Raw genomic sequence first — 24,570 nt, 5'->3', positions numbered from 1 at the left:
GTCATTTCGATTCACTCCCAATTTTAATAGTGTCCAGGAGTGTTGAGAGGTGATGCATTGCCTGTTGTTCTGTATCGAGCATCTGCACGATCTGCTTAGGCGAAATATGGACGCTCTTAAGGCGTGTAGGTCGGATATATTCGGCAAGGGCATCAATGCGCTTTTTAACAAGCTCTGTATACTCCATTGATTCATCAATGCCAGCTTTCATACTGCGCTGATAATTGGCATCCAGTACGTCATATAGGTCATTTAAAGTGGCTGACGTTTCTTTTAATTGGTCATGATTAATATTGGTCACTAAATCACGGTTATAGACATCTTTAGCTAAGGCGTTGAGTTGACGACATGCATTCAGAGCAATGGACTTAATTTGAGTTTTAGTCATAGATTAAGCCTCCAATACTGCAAGGCTTTGCATTTGAGTATTATGCCATTCAATCAGCTGGGCATAGTCGAAATAGACAGGGGCTTGGCGTGTGGAGCCGGCTTTATATGGCTTTGGAAACGTTGGGTCATTCAGTGTCAGTTCACGTAAGGCATTGCGCTTTATGCTCAATAACTCACATGCCTGATTATAAGTAACTCGGATAGGTTGCATGTGTTTAGCTCCACATAACAGAGATGGATCCGTAAATTTGAACAACTCCTATAAGTGATATTCTGCTCCTCAAATGATGTTATAAACATCAATATATGGAGTATTTTATGGCACGTAGACCAAGAAGAAATCATTCAAATGATTTTAAAGCTAAGGTAGCACTTGCTGCGATTAAAGCAGAAAAAACACTTGCTGAATTGAGTGCTGAGTTTGATGTTCATCAAAACCAAATTATTGACTGGAAAAATCAATTGATCTCAGCTTCCTCGCAAGCTTTCGATCAATCAAAAGCTCCAACAGAACCACCCATCGATCTAAAAAAACTACATGCAAAAATCGGTGAGCAGGCATTAGAAATTGATTTTTTAGAAGGTGTGTTGAAGAAACTGGGCCGCTTCAACCACAAAAGTTAATCGACGACTCACTTCAGATTTCAGTATCTAAGCAAGCTAAGCTGCTGAAAGTCTCCCGTGGTTGTTATTACTATCGCCCAAAACCTGTGAGTGCATCAGATCTGAAGCTGATGCGATGTATTGATGAATTACATATGCAATATCCTTTTGCAGGCAGTCGTATGATGCGTGATTTGTTGAATCGTCAAGGACATCATATAGGACGACGTCATACACGTACTTTAATGAAGAAAATGGGTATTCAGGCGTTATATTGCAAACCAAATTTAAGCCAGGCTAATCAAGCTCACCGTAAATATCCATATCTGCTCAAAGGGTTGGCTATTCAGCGCAGTAATCAAGTGTGGTCTACGGATATAACGTATATCCCTATGGCAAAAGGCTTTGTTTATTTATGTGCTGTGATTGATTGGCATAGCCGCAAGGTACTTGCGCATAGGGTATCGATTAGTATGGAGGTGGATTTTTGTATTTCGGCTTTAAATGAAGCGATTGAAAAATATGGTCGACCTGAAATATTTAATACAGACCAAGGCAGCCAGTTTACCAGTGATGCATTTATTGATGTATTGAAATCAAATGGCATTCAAATCAGTATGGATGGTAAAGGTCGATGGGTAGATAATGTGATGGTTGAACGATTATGGCGGAGCGTTAAATATGAAGAGGTGTATCTCAAAGCTTATAGCAGTGTCACAGATGCGAAAAAGCAATTAAGTGCATATTTTGAGTTTTATAATTTGAAACGACCTCATTCGAGTCTAGACAAAATGACACCAAATGAGTTTTACTATGATCAGCTACCCCAACAAAACAAGGTGGCTTAACTAGAGCGGAATATCACTTATAAATACGCTTTTAGTTGTTCAAACAAGTGGGACCACCTCTTAACTGTTTATGATGGAGCTAGTATGTTTATGATTATTTTAGTGAAAAACCTTTGATCTAGCATAAGGGGTAACGTGCAAGCATAGAGGGTATTATGCTTGCAGATACGACTTATTTTTGTTGGATACTGAACTCACTGGATAACCAGTTTTCAATTGTTTTCGTACTTAAGTTATATTTACCGGCATACTCTCTGGCAAATAAAGCATAAGAGTGATAATTATTATTTAGCCATTTTTCAAATATTTCTTTTTTATATTGATTATATTTGTTTGCTCTACCTTGTCCCCCTAGCGATGGAATATTAACTGATTCAATATGATTTTTTTGTTTAGGGTTTAGCATAATACTTGTATATAGACGTCCAAGGTCGGCATATATATCTTCAATAGAATTAATTAAAAAATCCATATCTTCATGCGTTATATTGTCTTTTTTAAAAAGAGTGTAATCACTGATGAGAATATATGCATGAATACGGGAAAGAGTAGAGTAGTCATGCTTGTTCATTTTTATTTTTGAACGTTTATGCAGTTTTTTTAAATTTGAATCATCATTAATACAATCTTCTTCAGAGTTATAAGGGAATGGATTTCGCATAATATGATTCATCGAACTGAAAATAAAAGGCTCATCTGTTATCCCTAGTAATTTAAAAATATTAAGATAACTGGCAAACAAATATCCATCACGATCGTAAACGCTCTGTAAATGGGATAGATTGTCAATATTGACCTCATCTGTTAAATCTAAAACCTCACTGACGTCTTCTTTTAAGCATATGTCCACAGTTCAAGCCTCCCACAGCATCCCCAAAAAATTAACCAGGTAAACACATTGGGTATGTGCTTTCGGATGCCTCCTATACCTGGCAAACTGAATATAAGAGATAAAAGGTTAAATATGAACGTATAAGCCTATGTGGTGCGACATATCACGGCGTTATACTTTCTTAAATTGAATTAGATTGTCTTGTTCAATCAGTTTTATTTGCTGAGCATATTCATAAGCACTGATATATCCATCCCTGTTTTTGTCCAGGTAGTCACTCCACCAGTACATCATCTTTTTACGCTCATCCAAAAATTCAACATGATGGGTATATGCTAAGCGGACCTGGTCACGCTCCTGGTGGCTCATTTGTTTCTCAACAGCTTCCTCGGTGAATAACATGCTTTCCACAAGTGCGCCACATGCCATACCCCTAAAACCATGCAGGCATACATCTTCATTGGTGTCATAGCCCATACGCCTTAATGTGTTGTTAATGGTGGATTCACTGATAAAGCCGTAGGGGTCGCCGTGTTTAGGAAATACATTCTCATACATGCCACTGTAAGTCTGAATCTCTTTTAAGATGGTCAGCACCTGAGGGGAGAGGATAATTAAATGCTCAGTCTTCATCTTCGCCCCACGGTGAGCGTATTTACTGCCTTTTATGCTTTGGCGTTCAGGTGGTATGAGCCATTGTCCCTTTTCTAAATCAAACTCTGACCAGCGAGCAAAGCGCACCTCACTGGATCGGGTAAAAGTATGCAGGGTAAAAATCAAACATAACTTGGTAATTGGGTAGCCTTTATCAGCATCAATTTTCTGTAGAAATTCAGTCAGCCGGGTGGGGTGTAACTTAGGATGATGTTTCGTTTTACGGGTGACTGTAATAGCATCCTTAAGACTTGATGCTGGGTTAAGCTCAATCAGTCCCTTTGAAATGGCATAAGCAAAGATACTGACAAAACGCTGTCTGGTTTTTTTAACCACTTCAAGAAAGCCCATATCTTCTATCTGACTTAATACAAGATTCAGGTCTTTGGGTTTGATGCTGTCGATTGAGCGAGTTCCAATTACAGGGAATACATACTGAATAAGGTTTTTCAAAGCTCTGTCTGCAGTTTCTTCACTCCATTTACCACTCGCCTTATATGCGACATGCCAGGCTCGGGCAATGGGTTCAAAGTGGTATTTATTATCCTGTTTGGATTGCTCTATGGCTATTTGTTCTTTTGGATCTAATTCATTGGCAATCATGGTTTGATATTTTGCCCGGTACTCTCTTGCCTTTGCTAATTTGATAGCAGGATAAGTACCTATAGTAATAATTTGAGTACCCAATGAGTTTTTGTATCTATATCGCCAGGTTTTGGTGCCTGATGTACGAATAAGCAAAATTAGACCATCACCATCAAACATGGAGTAATCTTTTTCTTTTGGTTTTGCAGATGCACATTGAGGATCTGTAAGGGGTTTCACCAATTTTGCCATGAAAATGAGTACCTGAAAATTGATAGAATCGGGCTAGGTACTCATTAAGGTACTCATTATTTAATGCTGTATCAAGCTATATAAGATGATATACGATCATGAGATTTATTTAAGTTATTGATATTTATGATTTGAATTGTATGTTCGGTTGTATGGGTTTATGAATTTGGTACGCCCTGCGGGACTCGAACCCACGTCGGTCGCTTAGGAGGCAACTGCTCTATCCAGTTAAGCTAAAGGCGTAAACTTTGCAGTAATTTACTGCATATACATCTGAAAAAAAAGCTATTATCGAAATAATAGCTTTTTTCTGTCTGTTATTTATCTTCTGGTTTTATCTCATTTGGATTGAGAATATCAAACAGCACCAGCATGAAAGTGATCCATACTGGAATCATCAGGACGGATTCTTTAAAGCCTTGATCCCACATGATGTACAGCACAATACCAATGAAAATAATCACAAGGAAGTTACTGACTGGAGCCCATAAAGCCGGATATTTACTGGTTTGACCGGTCAGTCTCAGCGCACGTTTAAATTTAAGATGCGTCAGCGTAATCATTAACCAGTTCAGAACCAGTGCTCCAACTACGATATACATCAGATGGCTCAGTGCATCTTCTGGTAGGTAGTAGTTCAGAGGTACACAGCCCAGGATCAGAAATGCAGACATCAGTACAGCAGGGATCGGTACACCGTGTTTGTTGGTTCTAGTAAAGATTTTCGGAGCATTGCCTTGCATCGCCAGACCGTACAACATACGGCTGTTGGCATACATGCCACTATTATAAACAGAAAGTGCTGCAGTCAGGATAATAAAGTTCACAAGGTGTGCAGCCCAGGCAATCCCGATCATGCTGAAGACCATCACGAATGGGCTTTTGTCCAGTCCGCCAAAGTTCAGCTGATTCCATGGAACCAGTGAAAGCAGGATAATCATTGAACCCACGTAAAAAATTAAAATACGGGGTACAACCTGATTGATTGCTTTTGGAATGGTTTTTCCTGGATCTTTAGCTTCCGCAGCTGCCATACCGACCAGTTCAATACCGCCAAATCCAAACATCAGGAAGGCAAGCATATAGAACAGACCATCAAAACCATTTGGAAAGAAGCCACCATGTGTCCACAGGTTGGAGAAGGCGATACCTGAGGCTGCATCAGCAGTCATAATCAAATAAACACCAAAGACAATCATGGAAATAATAGCGGTCACTTTAACAATCGAAAGCCAGAATTCAGATTCACCATAAAATTTGACGTTGGCAATGTTAATCAGGGTAATGACAATAAAGAAGAACAGCACTGAGACCCAGTTTGGAATTTCAGGCCACCAGTAATTGATGTATTTTCCGACAGCAGTCAGTTCAGTCATGGCAACCAGGATATACAGCATCCAGTAGTTCCAGCCAGTCAGAAATCCTGGAAATTTCCCCCAGTATTTGTTGGCAAAATGGCTGAAAGAACCTGCGACAGGTTCATGCACAATCATTTCGCCCAGCTGACGCATGATCAGAAAAACAATTAAGCCGCCAATGGCATAGCCCAGAATGATCGAAGGTCCTGCCTGTTGAATAACATGTGCAGACCCCAGAAATAAACCCGTACCAATCGCACCACCCATTGCAATGAGCTGGATGTGCCGGTTTTTCAGCCCACGCTGAAGTGAAGAAGGCTCGTTGTTCAATGTTATTAGCCCGTGAATGAAGAGTAAAATGATTGTAATGTATCAATGTCCCGAAGCCTAGAGCACAAGCGATAAGCAGGGATTATTGATTATATGTATGAAATGTAGAATTTTAATAAATAATATATGAATCAATATATTAATTTTATTTGTATATTCCTGCGATTAAAATGTTCCTTTGAGTCATTCTGTTTTGAGCGTTTGTTTTTTATACTTAAGTCATGTACAGAATGATTTTTACTGAAAAAGTATTATGATTAAAACGTTCATATTCCAGTGAATATGGCAAAAACAATGAAAAATTAAAGGATTGGCGAATAAATGAGTTTTGCTCCACAGATAAAAATTCCAGCGACTTATATGCGTGGTGGTACGAGTAAGGGTGTGTTCTTTAAACTGGATGATCTGCCTGTGCTTGCGCAGCAGCCTGGTCAGGTGCGCGATCAGCTTTTATTGCGTGTGATCGGCAGTCCTGATCCTTATGCTAAGCAGATTGATGGAATGGGTGGGGCGACATCAAGTACAAGTAAAACGGTGATTCTGTCTAAAAGTGAACAGGCAGATCATGATGTGGATTATCTGTTTGGGCAGGTCTCAATAGACCGTCCATTTGTGGACTGGAGTGGAAACTGCGGCAACCTGACAGCTGCGGTGGGTTCGTTTGCCATCAGTAATGGTCTGGTGGATGCATCCCGCATTCCTGAAAATGGAATCTGCACGGTTCGGATTTGGCAGAAAAATATCCAGAAAACCATTATCGCTCATGTGCCTGTCAGTAATGGTCAGGTTCAGGAAACCGGTGATTTTGAACTGGATGGTGTGACTTTTCCTGCGGCAGAAGTGCAGATTGAGTTTCTTGATCCTGCGGACGATGGCGAAGATGGTGGTGCAATGTTCCCGACAGGAAATGTTGTGGATACACTGGAAGTTCCAGGGATTGGCGAGTTTCAGGTCACGCTGATCAATGCAGGTATTCCTACGGTTTTCCTGAACGCAGAAGATATTGGTTATACAGGTGCTGAACTTCAGGAAGACATTAACAGTGATAATGAAGCACTGAAAAAATTTGAGACTATTCGCGCTTATGGTGCTCTGAAAATGGGTCTGATTAAAGATGTTGCGGAAGCAGCTACCCGTCAGCATACGCCAAAAGTTGCATTTGTTGCTCAGCCTAAAAGCTATAAAGCATCAAGTGGTAAGCAGGTCAGTGACACTGATGTGGATCTTCTGGTCCGTGCATTATCTATGGGTAAGCTGCACCATGCCATGATGGGGACAGCAGCTGTGGCGATTGGTACAGCAGCAGCCGTTCCAGGCACACTGGTCAATCTGGCAGCGGGTGGTGGTGAGCGTGAGGCAGTGCGTTTTGGTCATCCATCAGGGACTTTGCGTGTTGGTGCGCAGGCTGTTATGGAAAATGGTCAGTGGGCTGTGAAAAAAGCCATTATGAGCCGAAGTGCAAGAGTGTTGATGGAAGGCTGGGTCAGAATACCTGGTGATGCCTTAAAATAATATTTTCAGAATGTGCTGATTTTGATAACTGAACCCTGCTCTGGCAGGGTTCAGTTTTTTCACAGGGTTGGTTTTTGTGAAAATTATGATGCTGAGCATAGAGAAACAAGGTGTTCTGAAGTATGATGCATGAGAGTTTTAAAGAGCAGACTCTGGATGTAATGCTGTGTTTTTAGCTGTGCTGAAAAGATTTACATCTGAATTCTGTGTGATTCTTTATTTTCTGAGGTCACTGTTTTTATTTTTATAAAACAGCCAGGAAAAAAGAATCGGAAGATTACCTGCAAATATCGACTGAAAGATCAGAGGCATCATGTCATCTTTTACTGACGCACCCTCAAATGTACTGGCTGAAGCGCAGGAGCGTATTCAGCAGGATTTACTGACTGCACTGGATGCATTTTCCTTGCCTGAACCACTGAAAGGTGCTGTGTATCATGCAGTCATGCTGGGTGGGAAGCGGGTAAGACCTGCGCTGTGTTATGCCGTGGCAGATATCAGACCTGGGGTGAATGCGGCAGCAGTACGCCGTGCAGCTGTGGCTGTTGAGCTGATTCACTGTTATTCACTGGCGCATGATGATTTGCCATGTATGGATAATGATCTGCTACGCCGTGGGCAGCCGACCTGTCATGTGGCATTTGGTGAAAGTACAGCATTGCTGGCGGGCGATATTTTACAGTCTATGGCGTTCGAAATTCTGGGAAGCCGTCTGTTTGATCAGAGTGCAGCTGTAGATGCATCCATTGTTTTAAAACAGGTCCAGATACTGGCAACTGCAACATCAAAAATGGTGTGTGGGCAGGTTATGGATCTTCAGGCGGAAGGGCAGCATGTCAGCCAGGAAGTGCTTGAAAATATTCATAGAAATAAAACAGGTGCATTGATTTCTGCTGCTATCATGATGGCAGCTGTTGCGGTATTTGAAGGCACTGATCAGGCAATACCTGAGCTGAGAAAATTTGGGCAGAGCATTGGTCTGGCTTTTCAGGTGCAGGATGATATTCTGGATATTGTGGCTGAAACTGAAGTGCTGGGTAAAACTGCGGGTAAGGATCAGCAGGCTGATAAATCAACCTATCCAGCCTTGATGGGGCTGGAGCAGGCAAAAGCTTATGCAAAAGAACTGCATGATCAGGCATTTGCTTCACTGGTGTCTTTTGGTGATTCTGCATGGATGCTGAACAGTATTGCTGTTTTTCTGCTTTCACGTAAAAACTGATTCTTTTTCGGTTATCAGAAATAAAAAAGGTGGAACATATTCCACCTTTTTTTATTGTCTGTTTTAACCATGCAGGGTTGCATCGGGCGCAATAATGGATTTTCCGTTCTTCAGTCCTTCAAGTGCATCAGCATTGAAGTCAATCAGCAGGGAATTGTTCTGAGAATCAATGCTGTATCTGCTGATCAGTGGCTGATCCCCATTCAGTGTTTCCACTTTATATTCATCTGCAATATTTAAAATACCGTCCAGGTTGGTGGTTGCAGAGGCTTTGTCCTGGCGGAACAGTTCATAGATATCCCTTAAATCAAATATCGCATTGCTAGCATCTGGATGTTTTTCTATATAGGTTTCCACATGACGAACCAGCAGCTGAGCAAATAAAAAATAGTTGGGTTTGTGAGTGTAGTCCATGTCAGTCAGCCTTGTTATCGTTGTAAGTTGCTTATAGAAATATCATATCCCTTGAGTAATGTTAATGAACAGAATTGCATGTGTTGCAAAATAAATACATTGCAGTTGCAAGGATGATTTTTTCCTGAATGGCGGGTAAAAGAGAAATTCTGAGTGGAAGATACAATAAAAAATCATTATTAATTAAATTTTCATAATGAGTTACTAGGTGTGTATTTTTAGTCTGAATGTGTTTTATTTTTATTTATTTTTGAGCAATGTGAGAAAAAATTAAAAAATAATTATAAAAAGGTTTTTAATTTGTTAAAACGATCATTGCACATATCAGGGGATTTCACGGCTAAAAGCGGCACAAATGTTTAAAAAATCATCCAAAAGACTAAGGTCTATAAGCTAGCAAGAGACGTCATCAATCGGGTACAATTGGCGGGATTAATTTTGTGTTTGGTGTATTTGAAGGCCAATACATACATTCTTTGTTATAAATTAGGCCTGCCAGGAGTTATCCCCGCATGAGTGCCATTACTCCATACGAATGGGCAATTATTGCCTTCGTGATCGGCGTTACATTTCTTTGCGTCTTTATGCTCACTGTTCCTTTACTCCTTGGGGGTAAGTCATGGGGACGTGCGAAGCAGGAGCAATTCGAGTCAGGTGTGGTAGGTGCCGGTGGGGCACGTATCCGCCTGTCTGCCAAGTTCTATCTTGTCGCAATCTTCTTTGTGGTTTTTGACTTAGAAGCACTTTATCTGTACGCATGGGCAGCTTCTGTCCGTGAAGTAGGCTGGGTGGGCTTTGCAACTGCGGCTGTGTTTATTTTAGTTTTACTCGTTGGTTTGATTTACGAACTTTCTACTGGTGCACTGAACTGGGCGCCTTCAGATAAGCGTAAAGCAGCAGGGATTAAACCTAAAGTAGGTTCACCAGGTATGGACCTTGCAGAAATTACCCGCTTTAACTCAATTGAAGAACTGGTGACTGACCCTACAGGGCAGATTCCGGCTCAATCATCTGGTCGTGTGAAATCTTCACCGACTGCATCATCTGTAAAGGAGTAACCCGGGAATGAAATATACATTGACCCGTGCGAATCCGGATGCTGATCAATATCCACTTCAGGAGCGTCAGATCGTTACAGATCCGCTTGAAGAAGAAGTGAATAAAAATGTGTTCATGACCCGTCTTGAGGATCTGGCACATACAGCAGTAAACTGGGGTCGTAAGAACTCAGTATGGCCGTTCAACTTTGGTACTTCCTGCTGTTACGTAGAGTATGCAACGACACTGACAGGCGTGCATGACCTTTCACGTTTTGGTGCCGAGGTTATCCGTGCTTCACCGCGTCAGGCAGACTTAATGATTGTTGCAGGAACCTGCTTTGTAAAAATGGCACCTGTAATTCAACGCCTTTATGAGCAGATGCTTGAGCCTAAATGGGTTATTTCCATGGGTGCATGTGCAAACTCTGGCGGTATGTACGATATTTATTCTGTGGTACAGGGTGTGGATAAAATTATTCCTGTCGATGTGTACATCCCAGGCTGCCCACCACGTCCAGAAGCATTGATCCAGGCATTGATGCTGTTGCAGGACCAGATTCAACTTGAGCGCCGCCCACTTTCAGCGGTAATTGGTGATGATCTTAAGCCAGTGTATAAGCCAAAGATGCAGCCAGAACGTGACCGTAAGAATGCACAGCGTATTGCTGTGAAAAATCTGCGCTCTATGGATGAAATTAAATAATTTAGACGATAAATGTTTGATGCACCCGGTTGGGTGTAATTGTCGTTTAGGTTGAATAAATTTGTATTAAATAGGAAGCCAAGCCAATGGCTGAAACTGACATTGCTATGCCAGAATCAACGCCTGTTGATTCACGCCCAGCATTTGCGATCGTAGAGGATCTCAAAACCAGATTTGGTGAGAACTTCTATGTGCAAAAGACTTTTGAAGACTTTCCAACAGTCTGGGTAGAGCGCGCACGCGTACAGGAAGTTTTAATGTTCCTACGTACAGTGTCACGTCCTTACGTGATGCTGTTTGACCTGTCTGCGGTGGATGAGCGTTTACGTACCCACCGTGATGGTCTGCCTGCGTCTGATTTTACTGTGTTCTATCACTTGCTTTCCCTGGAACGCAACTGTGATATCCGTATCAAGGTTGCATTGAGTGAGAGCGATCTCAACATTCCAACAGCAACCAATATCTGGCCAAATGCCAACTGGTACGAGCGTGAAGCCTACGATATGTTCGGGATTAATTTCGAAGGGCATCCAATGCTCCGTCGTATTTTGCTGCCGACATACTGGGAAGGTCATCCACTGCGTAAAGAATATTCTGCACGTGCGACCGAATATACGCCGTATATGCAGAACCAGGCAAAACAGGACTACGAGCAGGAACACCTGCGTTTTGTACCTGAAGACTGGGGGATGTCGCGTGGGAATGATGACGAAGACTTCATGTTCCTGAACTTAGGTCCTAACCATCCATCTGCGCACGGGGCTTTCCGTGTCATCCTGCAGCTGGACGGTGAAGAAGTGAAAGACTGTGTACCTGATATCGGTTATCACCACCGTGGTGTGGAAAAGATGGCTGAACGTCAGACATGGCATTCATTCATTCCGTATACAGACCGTGTTGACTACTTAGGTGGTTGTGCACAGAACATGCCTTATGTACTGGGTGTGGAGCAAATGGCGGGAATCACTGTTCCTGACCGCGCACAATGTATCCGTGTAATGATGTCTGAACTGTTCCGTATCAATAACCACCTGCTGTTTATTGGTACTGCGATTCAGGATGCCGGCGGTATGACGCCTGTATTCTATATGTTCGCTGACCGTCAGAAAATCTATGACGCGATTGAAGCGATCACAGGCTACCGTATGCACCCAGCATGGTTCCGTATCGGTGGTACTGCGCATGACCTGCCGAATAACTGGCAGCATCTGATTCGTGAAATCCTTGAGTGGATGCCGAAGCGTATGAACGAGTACTACACTGCGGCACTGAAAAACTCAGTGTTTGTTGGTCGTACCCGTAATGTTGCTCAGTATGATGCCAAGTCGGCACTCGCATGGGGTGTGACAGGTACAGGTCTGCGTGCAACTGGTATTGACTTCGACGTACGTAAATACCGTCCATACAGTGGCTACGAAAACTATGATTTCGAAGTGCCGCTTGAGTATGAAGGCGATGCTTATGCACGTGTGATGGTGCATTTCCATGAAATTAATGAATCCTTAAAGATCATTAAACAGTGTCTGGACAACATGCCGTCTGGTGCTTACAAAGCGGATCATCCACTGGCTGTTCCACCACCTAAAGACAAAACTCTGCAGGATATTGAAACTCTGATCACGCACTTCCTGAGCGTGTCATGGGGTCCTGTCATGCCTGCGGGTGAAGCGTCTGTGATGGCAGAAGTGGTGAAAGGTGCGTCGAACTACTATCTGACTTCTGATAAGTCAACCATGAGTTACCGTACCCGTATCCGTACACCGACATTCACGCATTTACAGCAAATGCCTGCTGTGATTAATGGCAGCTTAATGTCTGACTTGATCATTTATTTAGCGACAATTGACGTCGTTATGGCTGACGTGGATCGCTAAGGGGTACGCATTATGATGATTTTGACTGATAAAAAGCCACGTGTGAACGTTGAAGGAATTTTGACTGCGGACGAAATTCACGATATCGAACATCACATTGAGCACTATCCGTACCCACGTGCAGCATGTCTGGATGCGCTGAAATGCGTACAACGCCGTAATGGTTGGGTGGATGATGCTCAGATGAATGCAATTGCTCAGCTTTTAAGTATGAGTGTTGCTGATCTTGAAGGCGTTGCGACATTCTATAACCGTATTTACCGTCAGCCGGTAGGTCGTCATGTAATTTTATTATGTGATTCGATTGCCTGCTTCCTGATGGGTGCGGAAACATTAGCTGAAGCGTTCCAGCGTGAACTGGGTATCCAGTTCGGTCAGACGACTGCTGATGGGCGTTTCACACTGTTGCCAATCTGCTGTCTGGGTAACTGTGACAAAGGTCCAACGTTAATGATTGATGAAGACACTCACGGACTGGTTGAAGTGACTTCGGTTAAACAGTTATTGGAGAAGTATGTATGAATACTGAACCAAAACCGATTTATGGCGATGGTAATCCGGAAACTCATCCGCTGACATGGCGTCTGAGTAAGCAGGAACATGTTCGTCTTGCTGATGATTATGAAGCACTTGAGGGCTATGAAGGCTTTAAAAAAGCACTGACTATGCCACCTAAAGATGTGCTTGAAGTCATTAAGGCTGCGACTGTAAAAGGTCGTGGTGGTGCAGGTTTCCCGGCAGGGATTAAATGGTCACTGATGGCACCGAATGATGGTGGTCCACGTTACCTGATCTGTAATGCCGATGAGATGGAACCAGGAACTTTCAAAGACCGTCTGTTGATGGAAAAACTTCCTCATCAGCTGATCGAAGGGATGCTGATTGCAGGTTATACCCTTGAAGCAACACATGGTTATATCTTTATCCGTGGTGAGTATGTAGAAGCTGCTGGCTACTTAAATGAAGCACTTGAGCAGATCCGTGCCAAAGGTTATCTGGGTGAAAACATCCTGGGAACTGGCTGGAACTTCGAGATGCATGTACACACGGGTGCAGGCCGTTATATCTGTGGTGAAGAAACCGCATTGATTAACTCGCTTGAAGGTCGCCGTGCGAACCCTCGTACAAAGCCGCCATTTCCACAGGTTGCCGGTGCATGGGGTCGTCCTACGATTGTCAACAACGTAGAGACGTACAACAACCTGCCAGCAATCATGTTGCGTGGTCCTGAGTGGTATATCAATTTATCTGCGGGTAAATCGAAAGATCCAGGCACAAAAATTTATGGTGCTTCAGGTAAAGTGAAATTCCCTGGTTTATGGGAACTTCCATTTGGTACGACTGCACGTGAAGTGATTGAAGACCATGCAGGCGGTATGCGTGATGGTCTGAAGCTCAAAGCATGGTTACCGGGTGGAGCATCTACAGACTTCCTGGCTGCTGAACATATTGATCTGCCAATGGATGCGGAAAGCATCATGAAAGCAGGTTCACGTCTGGGCACATGTCTGTTGATGGTTGTGGATGAAACTCAGTGTATGGTGTCTGCGACACGTAACCTGGAAGAATTCTTTGCACGTGAGTCATGTGGTTTCTGTACGCCTTGCCGTGATGGTTTGCCGTGGGCGGTTAAAGCATTGAAAGCACTGGAAAATGGCGAAGGTAAGCAGGAAGATATTGATCATTTACAGGAATTGACCCGTAAATTATGGATCGGTAAGACTTTCTGTGCCCACGCACCTGGTGCAATGGAACCGCTTATGGGCGCACTCAAACATTTCCGTGGCGAGTTTGAAGCAAAAGTGGCGAAAAGCCCGCTTGCTCAAGCCAGCAACACAGAACAAGCTTAAGGAATTCGACTATGGCTACAATTCATGTCGATGGCAAATCGTACGAAGTCAATGGCTCGGAAAACCTGCTGCAAGCATGTTTAAGTCTGGGTATTGATATTCCGTACTTTTGTTGGCATCCATCCTTAGGTTCTGTCGGCTCTTGCCGTCAATGTGCCGTTACTCAGTACGCAAATCCAGAAGATACGCGTGGTCGCTTAGTAATGTCATGTATGACGCCAGCTGCGGACAATACCTACATTTCTATTGAAGACAAAGAAGCAAAAGATTTTCGTGCTTCGATTGTTGAATTCCTGATGACGAATCACCCACACGACTGTCCAGTCTGTGAAGAGGGTGGTCACTGTCATTTACAGGATATGACTGTCATGACTCAGCATGACCGTCGTCGCTACCGTTTTACCAAACGTACGCACTATAACCAGGAGCTGGGCTCATTTATTTCTCATGAAATGAACCGCTGTATTGCCTGCTACCGTTGTGTGCGTTATTACAAAGACTATGCCGGTGGTACAGACTTTGGTGTTTATGCAAACGCATCACGTGTTTACTTCGGTCGTCCTGAATCAGGTACTTTAGAGTCTGAATTCTCCGGTAACCTGACAGAAGTATGCCCAACGGGTGTATTTACCGACAAAACTCACTCAGAGCGTTATAACCGTAAGTGGGACATGCAGTATGCGCCAAGCGTATGCCAGGGCTGTTCTTCAGGCTGTAACATCTCTCCGGGCGAGCGTTATGGTGAATTACGCCGTGTTGAAAACCGTTTCAATGGCGATGTAAACCAGTACTTCCTGTGTGATAAAGGCCGTTTTGGTACAGGTTATGTGAACCGTGCAGACCGTCCGCGTCAGCCACAGTTCCGTACAGGTGCAAACGTTGAAACAGTTTCTGTAGATACAGCTTTAGATACTGTGATTGCAAATATCCAGGGCAAAAAAGTCTTAGGTATCGGCTCTCCACGTGCATCACTTGAATCCAACTTCGCGCTTCGTGAATTAGTGGGTCAGGAAAACTTCTCAACAGGTATGTCTCAGAAAGAGCAGAACCTGGTTGAGCTTGCAGCGTCGATCATGCAGACAGAGGGTGTTTATAACCCAACAATGCGTGAAATCGAAAGCTACGATGCTGTACTGATTTTAGGTGAAGACTTAACTCAGACTGCTCCACGTATGGCACTGTCCGTCCGTCAGGCTGCGAAAAACAAAGCCAAAGAAATGGCTGCGGAACGCCGTACTCAGGACTGGCTTGCTGAACCGTTACAGCGTATTGCTCAGGATGCAAAATCACCGATTTACATTTTGGCAGCTACGCAGACACGTTTAGCTGATGTTGCTGAGGGTGAAGTTGTTGCTTCTCCAAACGACATCGCGCGTTTAGGTTTTGCGGTTGCCGCTGGTGTGAAAGGTGAAGCGATTCTTGGTCTGGATGATGATGCGAAAGCATTTGCACAAACCATTGCCGATACTTTAAAAGCTGCGAAAAAACCACTGATCATTTCAGGAACAAGTTTACAGGATGCATCCATCATGGAAGCTGCTGCACAGGTTGCACAGAATCTTGGGAATGCAGGTCTGACACTGACTGTTCCAGAAGTGAACTCTATGGGTCTGGCAATCTTTGGCGGTCAAAGCCTGGAGCAGGTTTTTGCTCAGGATTATGATGCCATTGTTGTGGTTGAAAATGATCTGTACCGCCGTTTACCTGCTGCTCAGGTCAATGCTGCGTTTGCCAAAGCGAAAGATGTTATCGTACTGGATCACTCTGAAACTGAAACTGTGAAAAAAGCATCAGTGGTTCTTTCTGCTGCAAGCTTTGCTGAAGGTGACGGTACTGTGGTCAGCCAGGAAGGACGTGCTCAGCGTTTCTACCAGGTTTATGATCCGTCGTATTACAAACCGGAACTGGCGATCAAAGAATCATGGCGCTGGCTGCATGCACTGGAAACAGGTCTTGCAGGTAAAGCAATTTCATGGACACTGCTTGATGATGTCATTGAGTCAGTTGTGAAAAATGTACCTGCACTTCAGGCAATCCAGGATGTTGCACCAGATGCAGGCTTCCGTGTACATGGTCTGAAAGTGGCACGTGAACCACGTCGTTACTCAGGTCGTACATCAATGCGTGCGCCATTGTCCATTCATGAACCTAAACAGCCGGTTGACGTGGATTCTGCATTAACATTCTCTATGGAAGGTTATGTCGGTAATCAGACTCCATCTCCACTTGTACCATTTGCATGGTCTGCTGGATGGAACTCACCACAGGCATGGAACAAATTCCAGGACAATGTCGGTGGTCACTTAAAAGGTGGCGACTCAGGTATCCGTCTGTTTGACCGTTTGCCTAAACGTCCGGTACGCAGCTATGTTGCACCATCGGTTGTTGCTGTAAATGCTGAAAGTTTCCGTCTGGTTCCGATGCACCATATCTTTGCATCTGGTGAATTCACGGTGAAAACGCCAGCAATGGAATCACGTATTCCGACTGCTGCATTTGCAGTGGGTGAACAGGATGCAGCTCGTCTGAATGTACAGGATGGTCAGAAAATCACAGTGAAAGCTGGTGAAACTTCTGTCGTACTTCCAGTTCAGGTGATTGAATATTTACCTACAGGTTATATCGGTTATCCGGTTGGTCTTGCACCAACGGTATCTCTTGCTGAGCCTGTTTCAGTCGCGGTAGGAGTGTAATTCATGAATCAGGAATTAATCCGTCAAACGCCGCTGTGGGCTGAGAACTGGCCGATTGCCTATTCAGTCATTCAGGCGATTGTGATTCTGCTCGTCGTTGTATTGATTGCAGCACTGATGTCTTTTATTGAACGCCGTTTACTGGGCTTATGGCAGGACCGTTACGGTCCTAACCGTGTAGGTCCAGGTGGTATGTTCCAGATCGTTGCCGACATGCTGAAAATCATGTTCAAGGAAGACTGGACACCAAAATTTGCTGACAAACTGACTTTCCGTCTGGCACCTGCAGTTGCAATGGCAACTGCGGTACTGTCATTCATGGTTATTCCTGTATCACCTTACCTGGGTGTGGCAGACATGAGTATCGGTCTGCTGTTCTTTATGGCAATGGCAGGTATAGCAGTGTATGCGGTACTGTTTGGTGGCTGGTCTTCAAACAACAAATATGCTTTGCTCGGTGGTCTGCGTTCAGCAGCACAAACCATTTCTTATGAAGTGTTCCTGGGTATTTCCCTGATGGGTGTGGTTGCAATTGCAGGCTCATTCAACATGCGTGAAATCGTGGAAGCACAAAAAGACGTATGGTTTGTTATCCCTCAGTTCTTAGGTTTCCTGATCTTCGTGGTTGCAGGTGTTGCGGTGACTCACCGTCATCCATTTGACCAGCCTGAAGCAGAACAGGAGCTGGCAGAAGGTTACCATGTGGAATATGGCGGTATGAAATGGGGTATGTTCTTCGTTGCTGAATATGTCAACGTTGTTCTGATCTCTGCATTGATTGTGACCTTATTCTTTGGTGGCTGGTTAGCACCTTTCAATATTGAAATTCCGTTCCTTCCAGCAGCGTTCTGGTTCATTATCAAAACAGCATTCTTTGTAATGATGTTTGTCCTGGCCCGTGGTTCTTTAATGCGTCCACGTTATGACCAGGTAATGAACTTCGGCTGGAAAATTTGCTTGCCATTGGCGTTGGTTAACCTTCTGGTAACTGGTGCTGTGATTCTGATGAATCAGGCCTAAGACAGCAGGAGAATATAATGTTTAAATTTCTAGCTGGATTTGGGTCAATTGTACGTTCACTGTGGATGGTTTTCTCACACGTGACACGTAAACGTGACACCATTTTATATCCAGAAGTGAAAGCCGAAGATATCGTACCGCCGCGTTTCCGTGGTCGTATTGTGCTGACGCGTGACCCTGATGGCGAAGAGCGTTGTGTAGCCTGTAACCTGTGTGCTGTTGCATGTCCGGTTGGCTGTATTTCACTTCAGAAAGCTGAAAAAGAAGATGGTCGCTGGTACCCGGAATTTTTCCGTATCAACTTCTCACGCTGCATTTTCTGCGGTATGTGTGAAGAAGCATGTCCAACAACTGCAATTCAGATGACACCAGACTTTGAGCTGGGTGAATACGTGCGTCAGGATCTGGTTTATGAGAAAGAAAACTTACTCATTTCAGGACCTGGTAAATATCCAGACTATAACTTCTACCGTGTGACCGGTATGGCAATCAACGGGAAGGATAAAGGTCAGGCGCAGCGTGAAAGCACGCCAGTTGATGTACGGAGCTTATTACCATGATGTGGCCATTTTATCTGATGGCACTCGTGGCCATTATTTCTACAGTTCGTGTTGTGACCAACACGAACCCTGTACATGCATTGCTTAGCCTGATTGTTTCACTGCTTGCAGTGGCGGGTATGTTTATGATTGTGGGTGCACCGTTTGCCGGCGCACTGGAAATCATTGTATATGCCGGTGCAATTATGGTGCTGTTCGTATTCGTTGTGATGATGCTGAACCTTGGACAGCATACAGAAGAGCAGGAGCGTCAGTGGCTGACATCTTCAGCATGGGCATATCCTGCGCTGATGAGCTTTCTGATGGGGCTTCTGCTGGTATGGATGCTGGGGTCAGATTACACCACAGCTTCAGGCCATCTGATGGGAACCGAAATTGTTGGTCCTAAGGAAGTTGGTCAGTCACTCTTTACTCAATACCTGTTACTGGTTGAAGTTGCTGCAATGTTGCTGCTGGCAGCACTTGTTGCAGCATTCCACTTAGGGAAGCGTGAACCAGGTGAAAAAGAGGAACAAGAATAATGGGCAACATTCCTTTAGAACATGGTTTGATCGTTGCAACCATTCTTTTTGCACTGGGTTTTTACGGTGTAATGGTTCGACGTAACCTGTTATTTATTTTAATGAGCCTTGAGATCATGATGAACGCAGCTGCATTTGCGTTTGTTATGGCAGGCAGCGCCTGGGTTCAGCCAGATGGACAGATCATGTTCATTCTGATCCTGACTCTTGCAGCAGCAGAGGCTTGTATCGGTCTTGCGATCGTCCTTCAGTTCTATCATCGCTTCCATCACCTGGATGTGGATGCTGCTAGTGAGATGCGCGGATGAGCTATTTATTTTTAACCGTATTATTTCCGCTGATTGGTTTTATCCTGTTGGCAGCAGGGCGCAACAAGCTTCCTGAAAATGTTGCAGCAATTATCGGTGTAGGTTCAGTGGGTCTTTCCGCTTTATTTGCACTGATTGCAGGTTTTGACTTTGTCAATAATGGCTCAGTTGCAACGACACAGCATTTGTGGACATGGTTCAATGTAGGTGGTTTTGCACCAGGATTCAGTCTGCATCTGGATGGTCTGTCTTTACTGATGATGGGCATGATTACAGGTGTGGGTTTCCTGATCCACATTTTTGCATCATGGTACATGCGCGGTGAAGAAGACTTTGCACGTTTCTTCTCTTACTTCAACCTGTTCGTAACAAGCATGCTGTTGCTTGTGCTGGGTGATAACCTTGCACTGCTGTTCCTGGGTTGGGAAGGTGTAGGTCTGTGTTCTTACCTGCTGATTGGTTATTACTATTCAAATCCTGAAAATGGTAAGGCTGCAATCAAAGCATTTACAGTTACCCGTGTGGGTGACGTATTCCTACTGATCGCACTGTTCCTGATTTTCCAGCAGTTTGGAACACTGAACATCGCTGAAATTGTGGCTCGTGCTCCAGAAGTTATGGTTCAGAGTTCTTCAATCACCATCTGGACTGCATTGATGCTGTTCCTGGGTGCTGCGGGTAAATCTGCTCAGATTCCGTTACAGACATGGTTAGCTGATGCAATGGCAGGTCCAACACCTGTTTCTGCACTGATCCACGCTGCAACAATGGTAACTGCCGGTGTTTACTTATGCTGCCGTATGTTTGCAGTATTTGAACTTGCGCCAGAAGTGATGATGTTCATTTCCATCACGGGTGCAGTAACATTGCTGGTTGCCGGTTTTGCTGCACTGGTTCAGACAGACATCAAACGTATTCTTGCTTACTCAACCATGAGTCAGCTGGGTTATATGTTTATGGCTGTTGGTGCAGAAGCGTATCAGGCTGGTCTGTTCCACATGCTGACTCACGCATTCTTCAAAGCGTTACTGTTCCTCTCTTCAGGTGCTGTAATTCTTGCGTATCACCATGAACAGAACATTTTCAAAATGGGTGGTCTGTTTAAGCGTAACAAGTTCCTGTTTGCATGTTTTGCAATCGGTGGCGGTGCACTGGCAGCGATTCCATTCATTACCGTCGGTTTCTTCTCGAAAGATGCGATTCTTGGTGCGGTATGGGTACAGGGTCAGTCTGTTGCTGTTTATACCTCGCTTTACTGGGTAGGTGTCGCAGGTGCGTTCCTGACTTCAATCTATACATTCCGTCTGATCTGGGTTGTATTCTTCGGTGAAGAAAAAACGCCATATCACGAAATCAAAGGCGTGACGTACTGGGGTCCTCTGGCAATTCTGGCTGTTCTGTCCACATTTGTGGGTGCAGCGCTGAAAGCACCGGTTGAGTCCATTCTGAATGCTGCAAAAATTCCAGCATTCAACATTCCTGAAGCGCTTGAAGCAGGTATGCATGGTGCAGAATATACAGCTGTAGGTATTGCACTTGCAGGACTTGCAATCGGTGTTGGTCTGTTCGCATTTGCATACGGTGCTGTGAAGTCTTTTGCACAAAGCAGTTTTGGTGCAGGTCTGGTGAATATCTGCCGTAATGCGCTTGGTTTTGATGCGCTGTATGACCTTGTGTTTGTAAAACCATATCTGCTGATTGCTAAAATTCTGGGTCGTGATCCGATTGATAACCTGTGGCTTGTGCTGCCAGCGATTGTGAAAAGTGGTAACAGCTTTACAAGTAAACGTCAGACAGGTTCATTACGCGAATATGCTTCAAGCATGTCATTTGGCGTAGTGGTATTGCTGATGGTCCTGATTGTGATTCAGGTAGTGGGGAAATAAAATGGAAACTCCAAACAATCTTATTTTACCCGCACTGATCCTTGTTCCGTTCATTGCAGGTTTTATTTGCTGGTTGGTCGATAAGCTCGACGACCATCTGCCACGCTATATCGCTCTGATTGGTATGGTGGTTACACTGATTCTGACTGTTATTTTATGGCAGTCAGGAACATATAATTATGAACTGGGCGCAAAAGTTCCAAGCTGGTCCGCTGAGTTCATTGTTCCATGGATTTCAACACTGGGCATCAACATTCACCTTGCGGTGGATGGTCTGTCCTTACTGATGGTTGGTCTGACTGCATTACTGGGTGTACTTGCAGTTGGCTGTTCATGGGGTGAAATTCAGAAGAATGTCGGTTTCTTCCACTTAAACCTTTTATGGTCACTGGGTGGAGTTATCGGTGTATTCCTTGCAATCGACATGTTCCTGTTCTTCTTCTTCTGGGAGATGATGCTGGTACCGATTTACTTCCTGATTGCATTATGGGGACACCGTGGTGCGGATGGTAAATCACGTGTTTATGCTGCGACCAAATTCTTCATCTATACCCAGGTAGCGGGTCTGATCATGCTGATCGGTATCCTTGGACTTGTTGTCTATGGATACATGATGACAGGTATGATCGGTTTTGATTATAACTACCTGCTGGGTGTTGCAAATACTCTGGATGCTCAGGCTCCTGCAGTTGCTTATGCACTCATGATCTGTATGTTCATTGGTTTTGCGGTAAAACTTCCGGTTTTCCCATTACACGGCTGGTTACCTGATGCACATGCTCAGGCACCAACTGCGGGTTCGGTTGACCTTGCAGGTATTCTGATCAAAACAGCTGCATACGGTTTATTGCGTTTCGTGATTCCGTTCTTCCCGGCTGCTTCTGCTCAGTTTGCTGATATTGCAATCATTCTGGGTCTGATCGGTATTTTCTACGGTGCATGGTGTGCATTCCAGCAGACAGATATGAAACGTCTGCTTGCGTATACATCCATTTCACACATGGGCTTTGTATTGCTGGCACTTTATGCAGGTAACATCCTGACCTTCCAGGGTCTGATGATCATGATGCTTGCACACGGTCTGTCTTCTGCGGCACTGTTCATTATGTGTGGTCAGGTATATGAGCGTCTTCATACACGTGATTTGCGTCTGATGGGCGGTATCCGTGGACAGTTCCAGTACCTGTCTTTCTTCCTGATGTTCTTTGTTGCTGCACTGGTCGGTATTCCAGGTCTGGGTAACTTTATTGGTGAATTCCTGATTCTGATGGGTTCTTTTGCCAAATTCCCAGTCTATACCATCCTTGCTGCTGTGAGCCTTGTATTTGCAGGTCTGTATGGTCTGATCCTGATTCACAAAGCACTGTTCGGTACTCCGAATGAAGAACAGAAACAGCATTACACAAATCCACTGAAAGACTTAAATGCCCGTGAAGTTGTGATTCTGCTTGTCTGTGCGCTTGGTCTGGTATGGTTAGGTCTGTTCCCACAAAGCTTCCTTGATATTTCAAATTCAAGTATGGCGTGGATTGCAAACAGCTATATTCCAGTACAGGAAACAGTTGAGGTTGTGCAACAGGCGACTACCCAACTTGAAAATGTGGAGATCCAATAAGCCATGAACTTCACGATGTCATTTTCTGAGCTTATGCCACTGGCTCCCGTAATGATTGTGGCTTTGACCACAATTGTTGTGATGATTCTTACAGCGATTAAACGTAATCATAATTTAATAGCAACTGCGTCTGTTGTCGGGCTTAACCTGGCAGCTGCGTATATTATTTTCTCAATGTTCAGCGGTGCTTCTGCACCGGCGAACGTGATGGGTCTGTTTATGATTGACCCATTCACGATGCTGTATCAGGTCGTGATTCTGATTGCTGCACTGGCATGCTGTACTTTGTCTCATGCTTATATTGAAACCTATAAGGATAACCGTGAAGAACTGTATATTCTGTTACTTGCATCTGTAACCGGTGCAATGTTAATGGTTGCAAGTTCTCACTATGCATCGTTCTTCATCAGTCTCGAGCTGATGTCGATTCCTGTGTATGGCTTGCTGGCGTATACGCATCAGCGTTCTAAATCACTGGAAGCAGGTGTGAAATACCTGGTGCTTTCTGCAACAGCTTCTGCAATGTTACTGATGGGTATGGCATATATTTATGCTTATACCGGATCATTATCATTCTATGACTCTGTTCAGGCACTGATGCAGAATATCCATCAGCCTATGGTTGTACTGGGTCTTGCACTGATTATCTTTGCTGTCGGCTTTAAACTTTCTCTGGCTCCATTCCATAAATGGACACCTGACGTTTATGCCGGCGCTCCAGCACCGATTGCAACTTTCCTTGCGACTGCTGCGAAAGTTGCAACGATTGGTCTGTTTGTCCGCTATCTGCTGTCTTCAGGTGCAATCCTGATTGATTCGATTGTGACACTGCTGACGATCATTGCTGTACTTTCAATTCTGATCGGTAACTTCCTTGCAGTACGTCAGGTTAACCTGAAACGTATTCTGGGTTATTCATCCATTGCTCACTTTGGTTATCTGCTGATTGGTTTAATCAGCATGACTTATGCAAGCTTAGGGAACGTATCTGTATACGTCATCACTTATGTACTGACTACAATTGGTGCGTTTGGTGCTGTTGCGCTGATGTCGAGCCCTTATAACAACCTGGATGAAGCTGAAAGTCTTGCAGATTACCGTGGTCTGTTCTGGCGTCGTCCGGTTCTGACTGCAACCTTAACGGTAATGATGCTGTCACTGGCAGGTATTCCATTAACAGCAGGCTTCATTGGTAAGTTCCTTGTTGTAATGGCGGCAGTAACGACTCAGCACTGGTTCCTGGCTGCAATGATTGTTGTCGGTTCTGGTATTGGTCTGTATTACTACCTGCGTGTTATGGTGGTGATGTACATGACTCCACCAGACACTCCACGTATTGATGCTGTGGATCACTGGGGACAGAAAGTTGGTGGGATTATGGTTCTGCTTGCAGCACTGGCTGTACTGATTATTGGTATCTATCCAGATCCTGTGATCAAACTGGCACTGCAATCTGAAATTCTTTCACCATTGCATTTCATGCTTTCCCAGCAGCAGTAA

General features: G+C 44.2%; 22 protein-coding genes and 1 tRNA gene. 16 read left to right on the top strand and 7 right to left on the bottom strand.

Annotated elements, in window-relative coordinates:
• Position 1 precedes the first annotated feature (1 nt).
• Together CDG60_RS13930 and CDG60_RS13925 are read right to left on the bottom strand one after the other, a co-directional pair.
• Entirely contained in the window at positions 2–388 is a 387-nt protein-coding gene (locus CDG60_RS13930) for a hypothetical protein (protein WP_087514323.1), read from the bottom strand.
• Positions 389–391: 3 nt separating this feature from the next.
• Positions 392–601 (bottom strand): helix-turn-helix transcriptional regulator, encoded by a 210-nt coding sequence (locus CDG60_RS13925; protein ID WP_087514324.1) that lies wholly within the window; start codon positions 599–601, stop codon positions 392–394.
• Between the two features lie 107 nt (positions 602–708).
• Here CDG60_RS13925 and CDG60_RS13920 point away from each other — a divergent pair.
• Positions 709–1,841 (top strand): IS3-like element ISAba14 family transposase gene (locus CDG60_RS13920; protein WP_223155595.1). Its coding sequence is split into 2 segments (ribosomal slippage): positions 709–961 and positions 961–1,841, totalling 1,134 coding nucleotides; the frame shifts between segments, so codons are not numbered across the junction.
• Between the two features lie 172 nt (positions 1,842–2,013).
• Here CDG60_RS13920 and CDG60_RS13915 read toward each other — a convergent pair.
• The 4 genes from CDG60_RS13915 to CDG60_RS13900 all read right to left on the bottom strand — a co-directional run bounded on the left by CDG60_RS13915 (position 2,014) and on the right by CDG60_RS13900 (position 5,852).
• Positions 2,014–2,691, bottom strand: a complete 678-nt coding sequence (locus CDG60_RS13915; protein ID WP_087513282.1) for a hypothetical protein — start codon at positions 2,689–2,691, stop codon at positions 2,014–2,016.
• Between the two features lie 153 nt (positions 2,692–2,844).
• Complete coding sequence (locus CDG60_RS13910) at positions 2,845–4,164, bottom strand: tyrosine-type recombinase/integrase (RefSeq protein ID WP_087513283.1); 1,320 nt, start codon at positions 4,162–4,164, stop codon at positions 2,845–2,847.
• 167 nt (positions 4,165–4,331) lie between these two features.
• Positions 4,332–4,407: transfer RNA gene (locus CDG60_RS13905), tRNA-Arg, on the bottom strand.
• Positions 4,408–4,481: 74 nt separating this feature from the next.
• Entirely contained in the window at positions 4,482–5,852 is a 1,371-nt protein-coding gene (locus CDG60_RS13900) for an amino acid permease (protein WP_087513284.1), read from the bottom strand.
• A gap of 321 nt (positions 5,853–6,173) precedes the next feature.
• On the opposite strand from CDG60_RS13900, the gene prpF reads away from it, so the two are divergent.
• The gene (gene prpF / locus CDG60_RS13895; RefSeq protein WP_087513285.1) at positions 6,174–7,364 is read left to right on the top strand and encodes a 2-methylaconitate cis-trans isomerase PrpF; all 1,191 of its coding nucleotides are present in this window, start codon (positions 6,174–6,176) and stop codon (positions 7,362–7,364) included.
• Between the two features lie 313 nt (positions 7,365–7,677).
• Complete coding sequence (locus CDG60_RS13890; RefSeq protein ID WP_087513286.1) at positions 7,678–8,586, top strand: polyprenyl synthetase family protein; 909 nt, start codon at positions 7,678–7,680, stop codon at positions 8,584–8,586.
• Between the two features lie 63 nt (positions 8,587–8,649).
• On the opposite strand, the gene CDG60_RS13885 is transcribed toward CDG60_RS13890, so the two are convergent.
• Positions 8,650–9,000, bottom strand: a complete 351-nt coding sequence (locus tag CDG60_RS13885; protein WP_087513287.1) for a hypothetical protein — start codon at positions 8,998–9,000, stop codon at positions 8,650–8,652.
• Between the two features lie 512 nt (positions 9,001–9,512).
• Between CDG60_RS13885 and CDG60_RS13880 the strand changes: the two genes are divergently transcribed.
• From CDG60_RS13880 to nuoN, 13 genes are all read left to right on the top strand, one after another.
• Positions 9,513–10,058, top strand: coding sequence for an NADH-quinone oxidoreductase subunit A (locus CDG60_RS13880; RefSeq protein ID WP_087513288.1), 546 nt, complete (start codon positions 9,513–9,515; stop codon positions 10,056–10,058).
• A gap of 7 nt (positions 10,059–10,065) precedes the next feature.
• Positions 10,066–10,743, top strand: coding sequence for a NuoB/complex I 20 kDa subunit family protein (locus CDG60_RS13875; protein ID WP_087513289.1), 678 nt, complete (start codon positions 10,066–10,068; stop codon positions 10,741–10,743).
• An 86-nt stretch (positions 10,744–10,829) separates the two neighbouring features.
• A complete protein-coding gene (gene nuoC, locus CDG60_RS13870) occupies positions 10,830–12,617 on the top strand; it encodes an NADH-quinone oxidoreductase subunit C/D (RefSeq protein WP_087513290.1) in 1,788 nt (595 codons plus the stop codon).
• 12 nt (positions 12,618–12,629) lie between these two features.
• Entirely contained in the window at positions 12,630–13,139 is a 510-nt protein-coding gene (nuoE, locus tag CDG60_RS13865) for an NADH-quinone oxidoreductase subunit NuoE (RefSeq protein WP_087513291.1), read from the top strand.
• Positions 13,136–14,467 (top strand): NADH-quinone oxidoreductase subunit NuoF, encoded by a 1,332-nt coding sequence (nuoF, locus tag CDG60_RS13860; RefSeq protein WP_087513292.1) that lies wholly within the window; start codon positions 13,136–13,138, stop codon positions 14,465–14,467. The genes nuoE and nuoF overlap by 4 nt, the downstream gene beginning before the upstream one ends.
• A gap of 11 nt (positions 14,468–14,478) precedes the next feature.
• Complete coding sequence (gene nuoG / locus CDG60_RS13855; protein WP_087513293.1) at positions 14,479–17,160, top strand: NADH-quinone oxidoreductase subunit NuoG; 2,682 nt, start codon at positions 14,479–14,481, stop codon at positions 17,158–17,160.
• Between the two features lie 3 nt (positions 17,161–17,163).
• The gene (gene nuoH, locus CDG60_RS13850) at positions 17,164–18,180 is read left to right on the top strand and encodes an NADH-quinone oxidoreductase subunit NuoH (protein WP_087513294.1); all 1,017 of its coding nucleotides are present in this window, start codon (positions 17,164–17,166) and stop codon (positions 18,178–18,180) included.
• 17 nt (positions 18,181–18,197) lie between these two features.
• The gene (gene nuoI / locus CDG60_RS13845) at positions 18,198–18,740 is read left to right on the top strand and encodes an NADH-quinone oxidoreductase subunit NuoI (RefSeq protein ID WP_087513295.1); all 543 of its coding nucleotides are present in this window, start codon (positions 18,198–18,200) and stop codon (positions 18,738–18,740) included.
• Complete coding sequence (gene nuoJ, locus CDG60_RS13840; RefSeq protein WP_171405517.1) at positions 18,740–19,261, top strand: NADH-quinone oxidoreductase subunit J; 522 nt, start codon at positions 18,740–18,742, stop codon at positions 19,259–19,261. The genes nuoI and nuoJ overlap by 1 nt, the downstream gene beginning before the upstream one ends.
• Positions 19,261–19,569 (top strand): NADH-quinone oxidoreductase subunit NuoK, encoded by a 309-nt coding sequence (gene nuoK, locus CDG60_RS13835; protein ID WP_087513297.1) that lies wholly within the window; start codon positions 19,261–19,263, stop codon positions 19,567–19,569. The genes nuoJ and nuoK overlap by 1 nt, the downstream gene beginning before the upstream one ends.
• Positions 19,566–21,455: an NADH-quinone oxidoreductase subunit L gene (nuoL, locus tag CDG60_RS13830; RefSeq protein ID WP_087513298.1), complete on the top strand. Its 1,890-nt coding sequence runs from the start codon at positions 19,566–19,568 to the stop codon at positions 21,453–21,455. Before nuoK ends, nuoL begins: the two co-directional genes overlap by 4 nt.
• A 1-nt stretch (position 21,456) precedes the next feature.
• Positions 21,457–23,070, top strand: a complete 1,614-nt coding sequence (gene nuoM / locus CDG60_RS13825) for an NADH-quinone oxidoreductase subunit M (protein WP_087513299.1) — start codon at positions 21,457–21,459, stop codon at positions 23,068–23,070.
• 3 nt (positions 23,071–23,073) lie between these two features.
• Positions 23,074–24,570: an NADH-quinone oxidoreductase subunit NuoN gene (gene nuoN / locus CDG60_RS13820; protein ID WP_087513300.1), complete on the top strand. Its 1,497-nt coding sequence runs from the start codon at positions 23,074–23,076 to the stop codon at positions 24,568–24,570.

Origin of the sequence: Acinetobacter chinensis (assembly GCF_002165375.2) — a bacterium.
In the GTDB taxonomy this organism is placed as follows: Bacteria; Pseudomonadota; Gammaproteobacteria; order Pseudomonadales; family Moraxellaceae; genus Acinetobacter; species Acinetobacter chinensis.
Note: the sequence above shows the minus strand (reverse complement) of the source record. Positions and strands in the feature narration are given on the sequence as shown.

Excerpts from the sequence above, each read along its gene's own strand:
- nuoG (WP_087513293.1), top strand. The coding sequence starts at position 14,479 with ATGGCTACAATTCATGTCGATGGCAAATCGTACGAAGTCAATGGCTCG.
- CDG60_RS13910 (WP_087513283.1), bottom strand. The coding sequence starts at position 4,164 with ATGGCAAAATTGGTGAAACCCCTTACAGATCCTCAATGTGCATCTGCA.
- nuoL (WP_087513298.1), top strand. The coding sequence starts at position 19,566 with ATGAGCTATTTATTTTTAACCGTATTATTTCCGCTGATTGGTTTTATC.
- nuoJ (WP_171405517.1), top strand. The coding sequence starts at position 18,740 with ATGTGGCCATTTTATCTGATGGCACTCGTGGCCATTATTTCTACAGTT.
- nuoE (WP_087513291.1), top strand. The coding sequence starts at position 12,630 with ATGATGATTTTGACTGATAAAAAGCCACGTGTGAACGTTGAAGGAATT.
- nuoI (WP_087513295.1), top strand. The coding sequence starts at position 18,198 with ATGTTTAAATTTCTAGCTGGATTTGGGTCAATTGTACGTTCACTGTGG.
- nuoM (WP_087513299.1), top strand. The coding sequence starts at position 21,457 with ATGGAAACTCCAAACAATCTTATTTTACCCGCACTGATCCTTGTTCCG.
- CDG60_RS13930 (WP_087514323.1), bottom strand. The coding sequence starts at position 388 with ATGACTAAAACTCAAATTAAGTCCATTGCTCTGAATGCATGTCGTCAA.
- CDG60_RS13925 (WP_087514324.1), bottom strand. The coding sequence starts at position 601 with ATGCAACCTATCCGAGTTACTTATAATCAGGCATGTGAGTTATTGAGC.
- CDG60_RS13890 (WP_087513286.1), top strand. The coding sequence starts at position 7,678 with ATGTCATCTTTTACTGACGCACCCTCAAATGTACTGGCTGAAGCGCAG.
- CDG60_RS13880 (WP_087513288.1), top strand. The coding sequence starts at position 9,513 with ATGAGTGCCATTACTCCATACGAATGGGCAATTATTGCCTTCGTGATC.
- CDG60_RS13885 (WP_087513287.1), bottom strand. The coding sequence starts at position 9,000 with ATGGACTACACTCACAAACCCAACTATTTTTTATTTGCTCAGCTGCTG.
- nuoK (WP_087513297.1), top strand. The coding sequence starts at position 19,261 with ATGGGCAACATTCCTTTAGAACATGGTTTGATCGTTGCAACCATTCTT.
- CDG60_RS13875 (WP_087513289.1), top strand. The coding sequence starts at position 10,066 with ATGAAATATACATTGACCCGTGCGAATCCGGATGCTGATCAATATCCA.
- nuoF (WP_087513292.1), top strand. The coding sequence starts at position 13,136 with ATGAATACTGAACCAAAACCGATTTATGGCGATGGTAATCCGGAAACT.
- nuoN (WP_087513300.1), top strand. The coding sequence starts at position 23,074 with ATGAACTTCACGATGTCATTTTCTGAGCTTATGCCACTGGCTCCCGTA.
- nuoH (WP_087513294.1), top strand. The coding sequence starts at position 17,164 with ATGAATCAGGAATTAATCCGTCAAACGCCGCTGTGGGCTGAGAACTGG.
- nuoC (WP_087513290.1), top strand. The coding sequence starts at position 10,830 with ATGGCTGAAACTGACATTGCTATGCCAGAATCAACGCCTGTTGATTCA.
- prpF (WP_087513285.1), top strand. The coding sequence starts at position 6,174 with ATGAGTTTTGCTCCACAGATAAAAATTCCAGCGACTTATATGCGTGGT.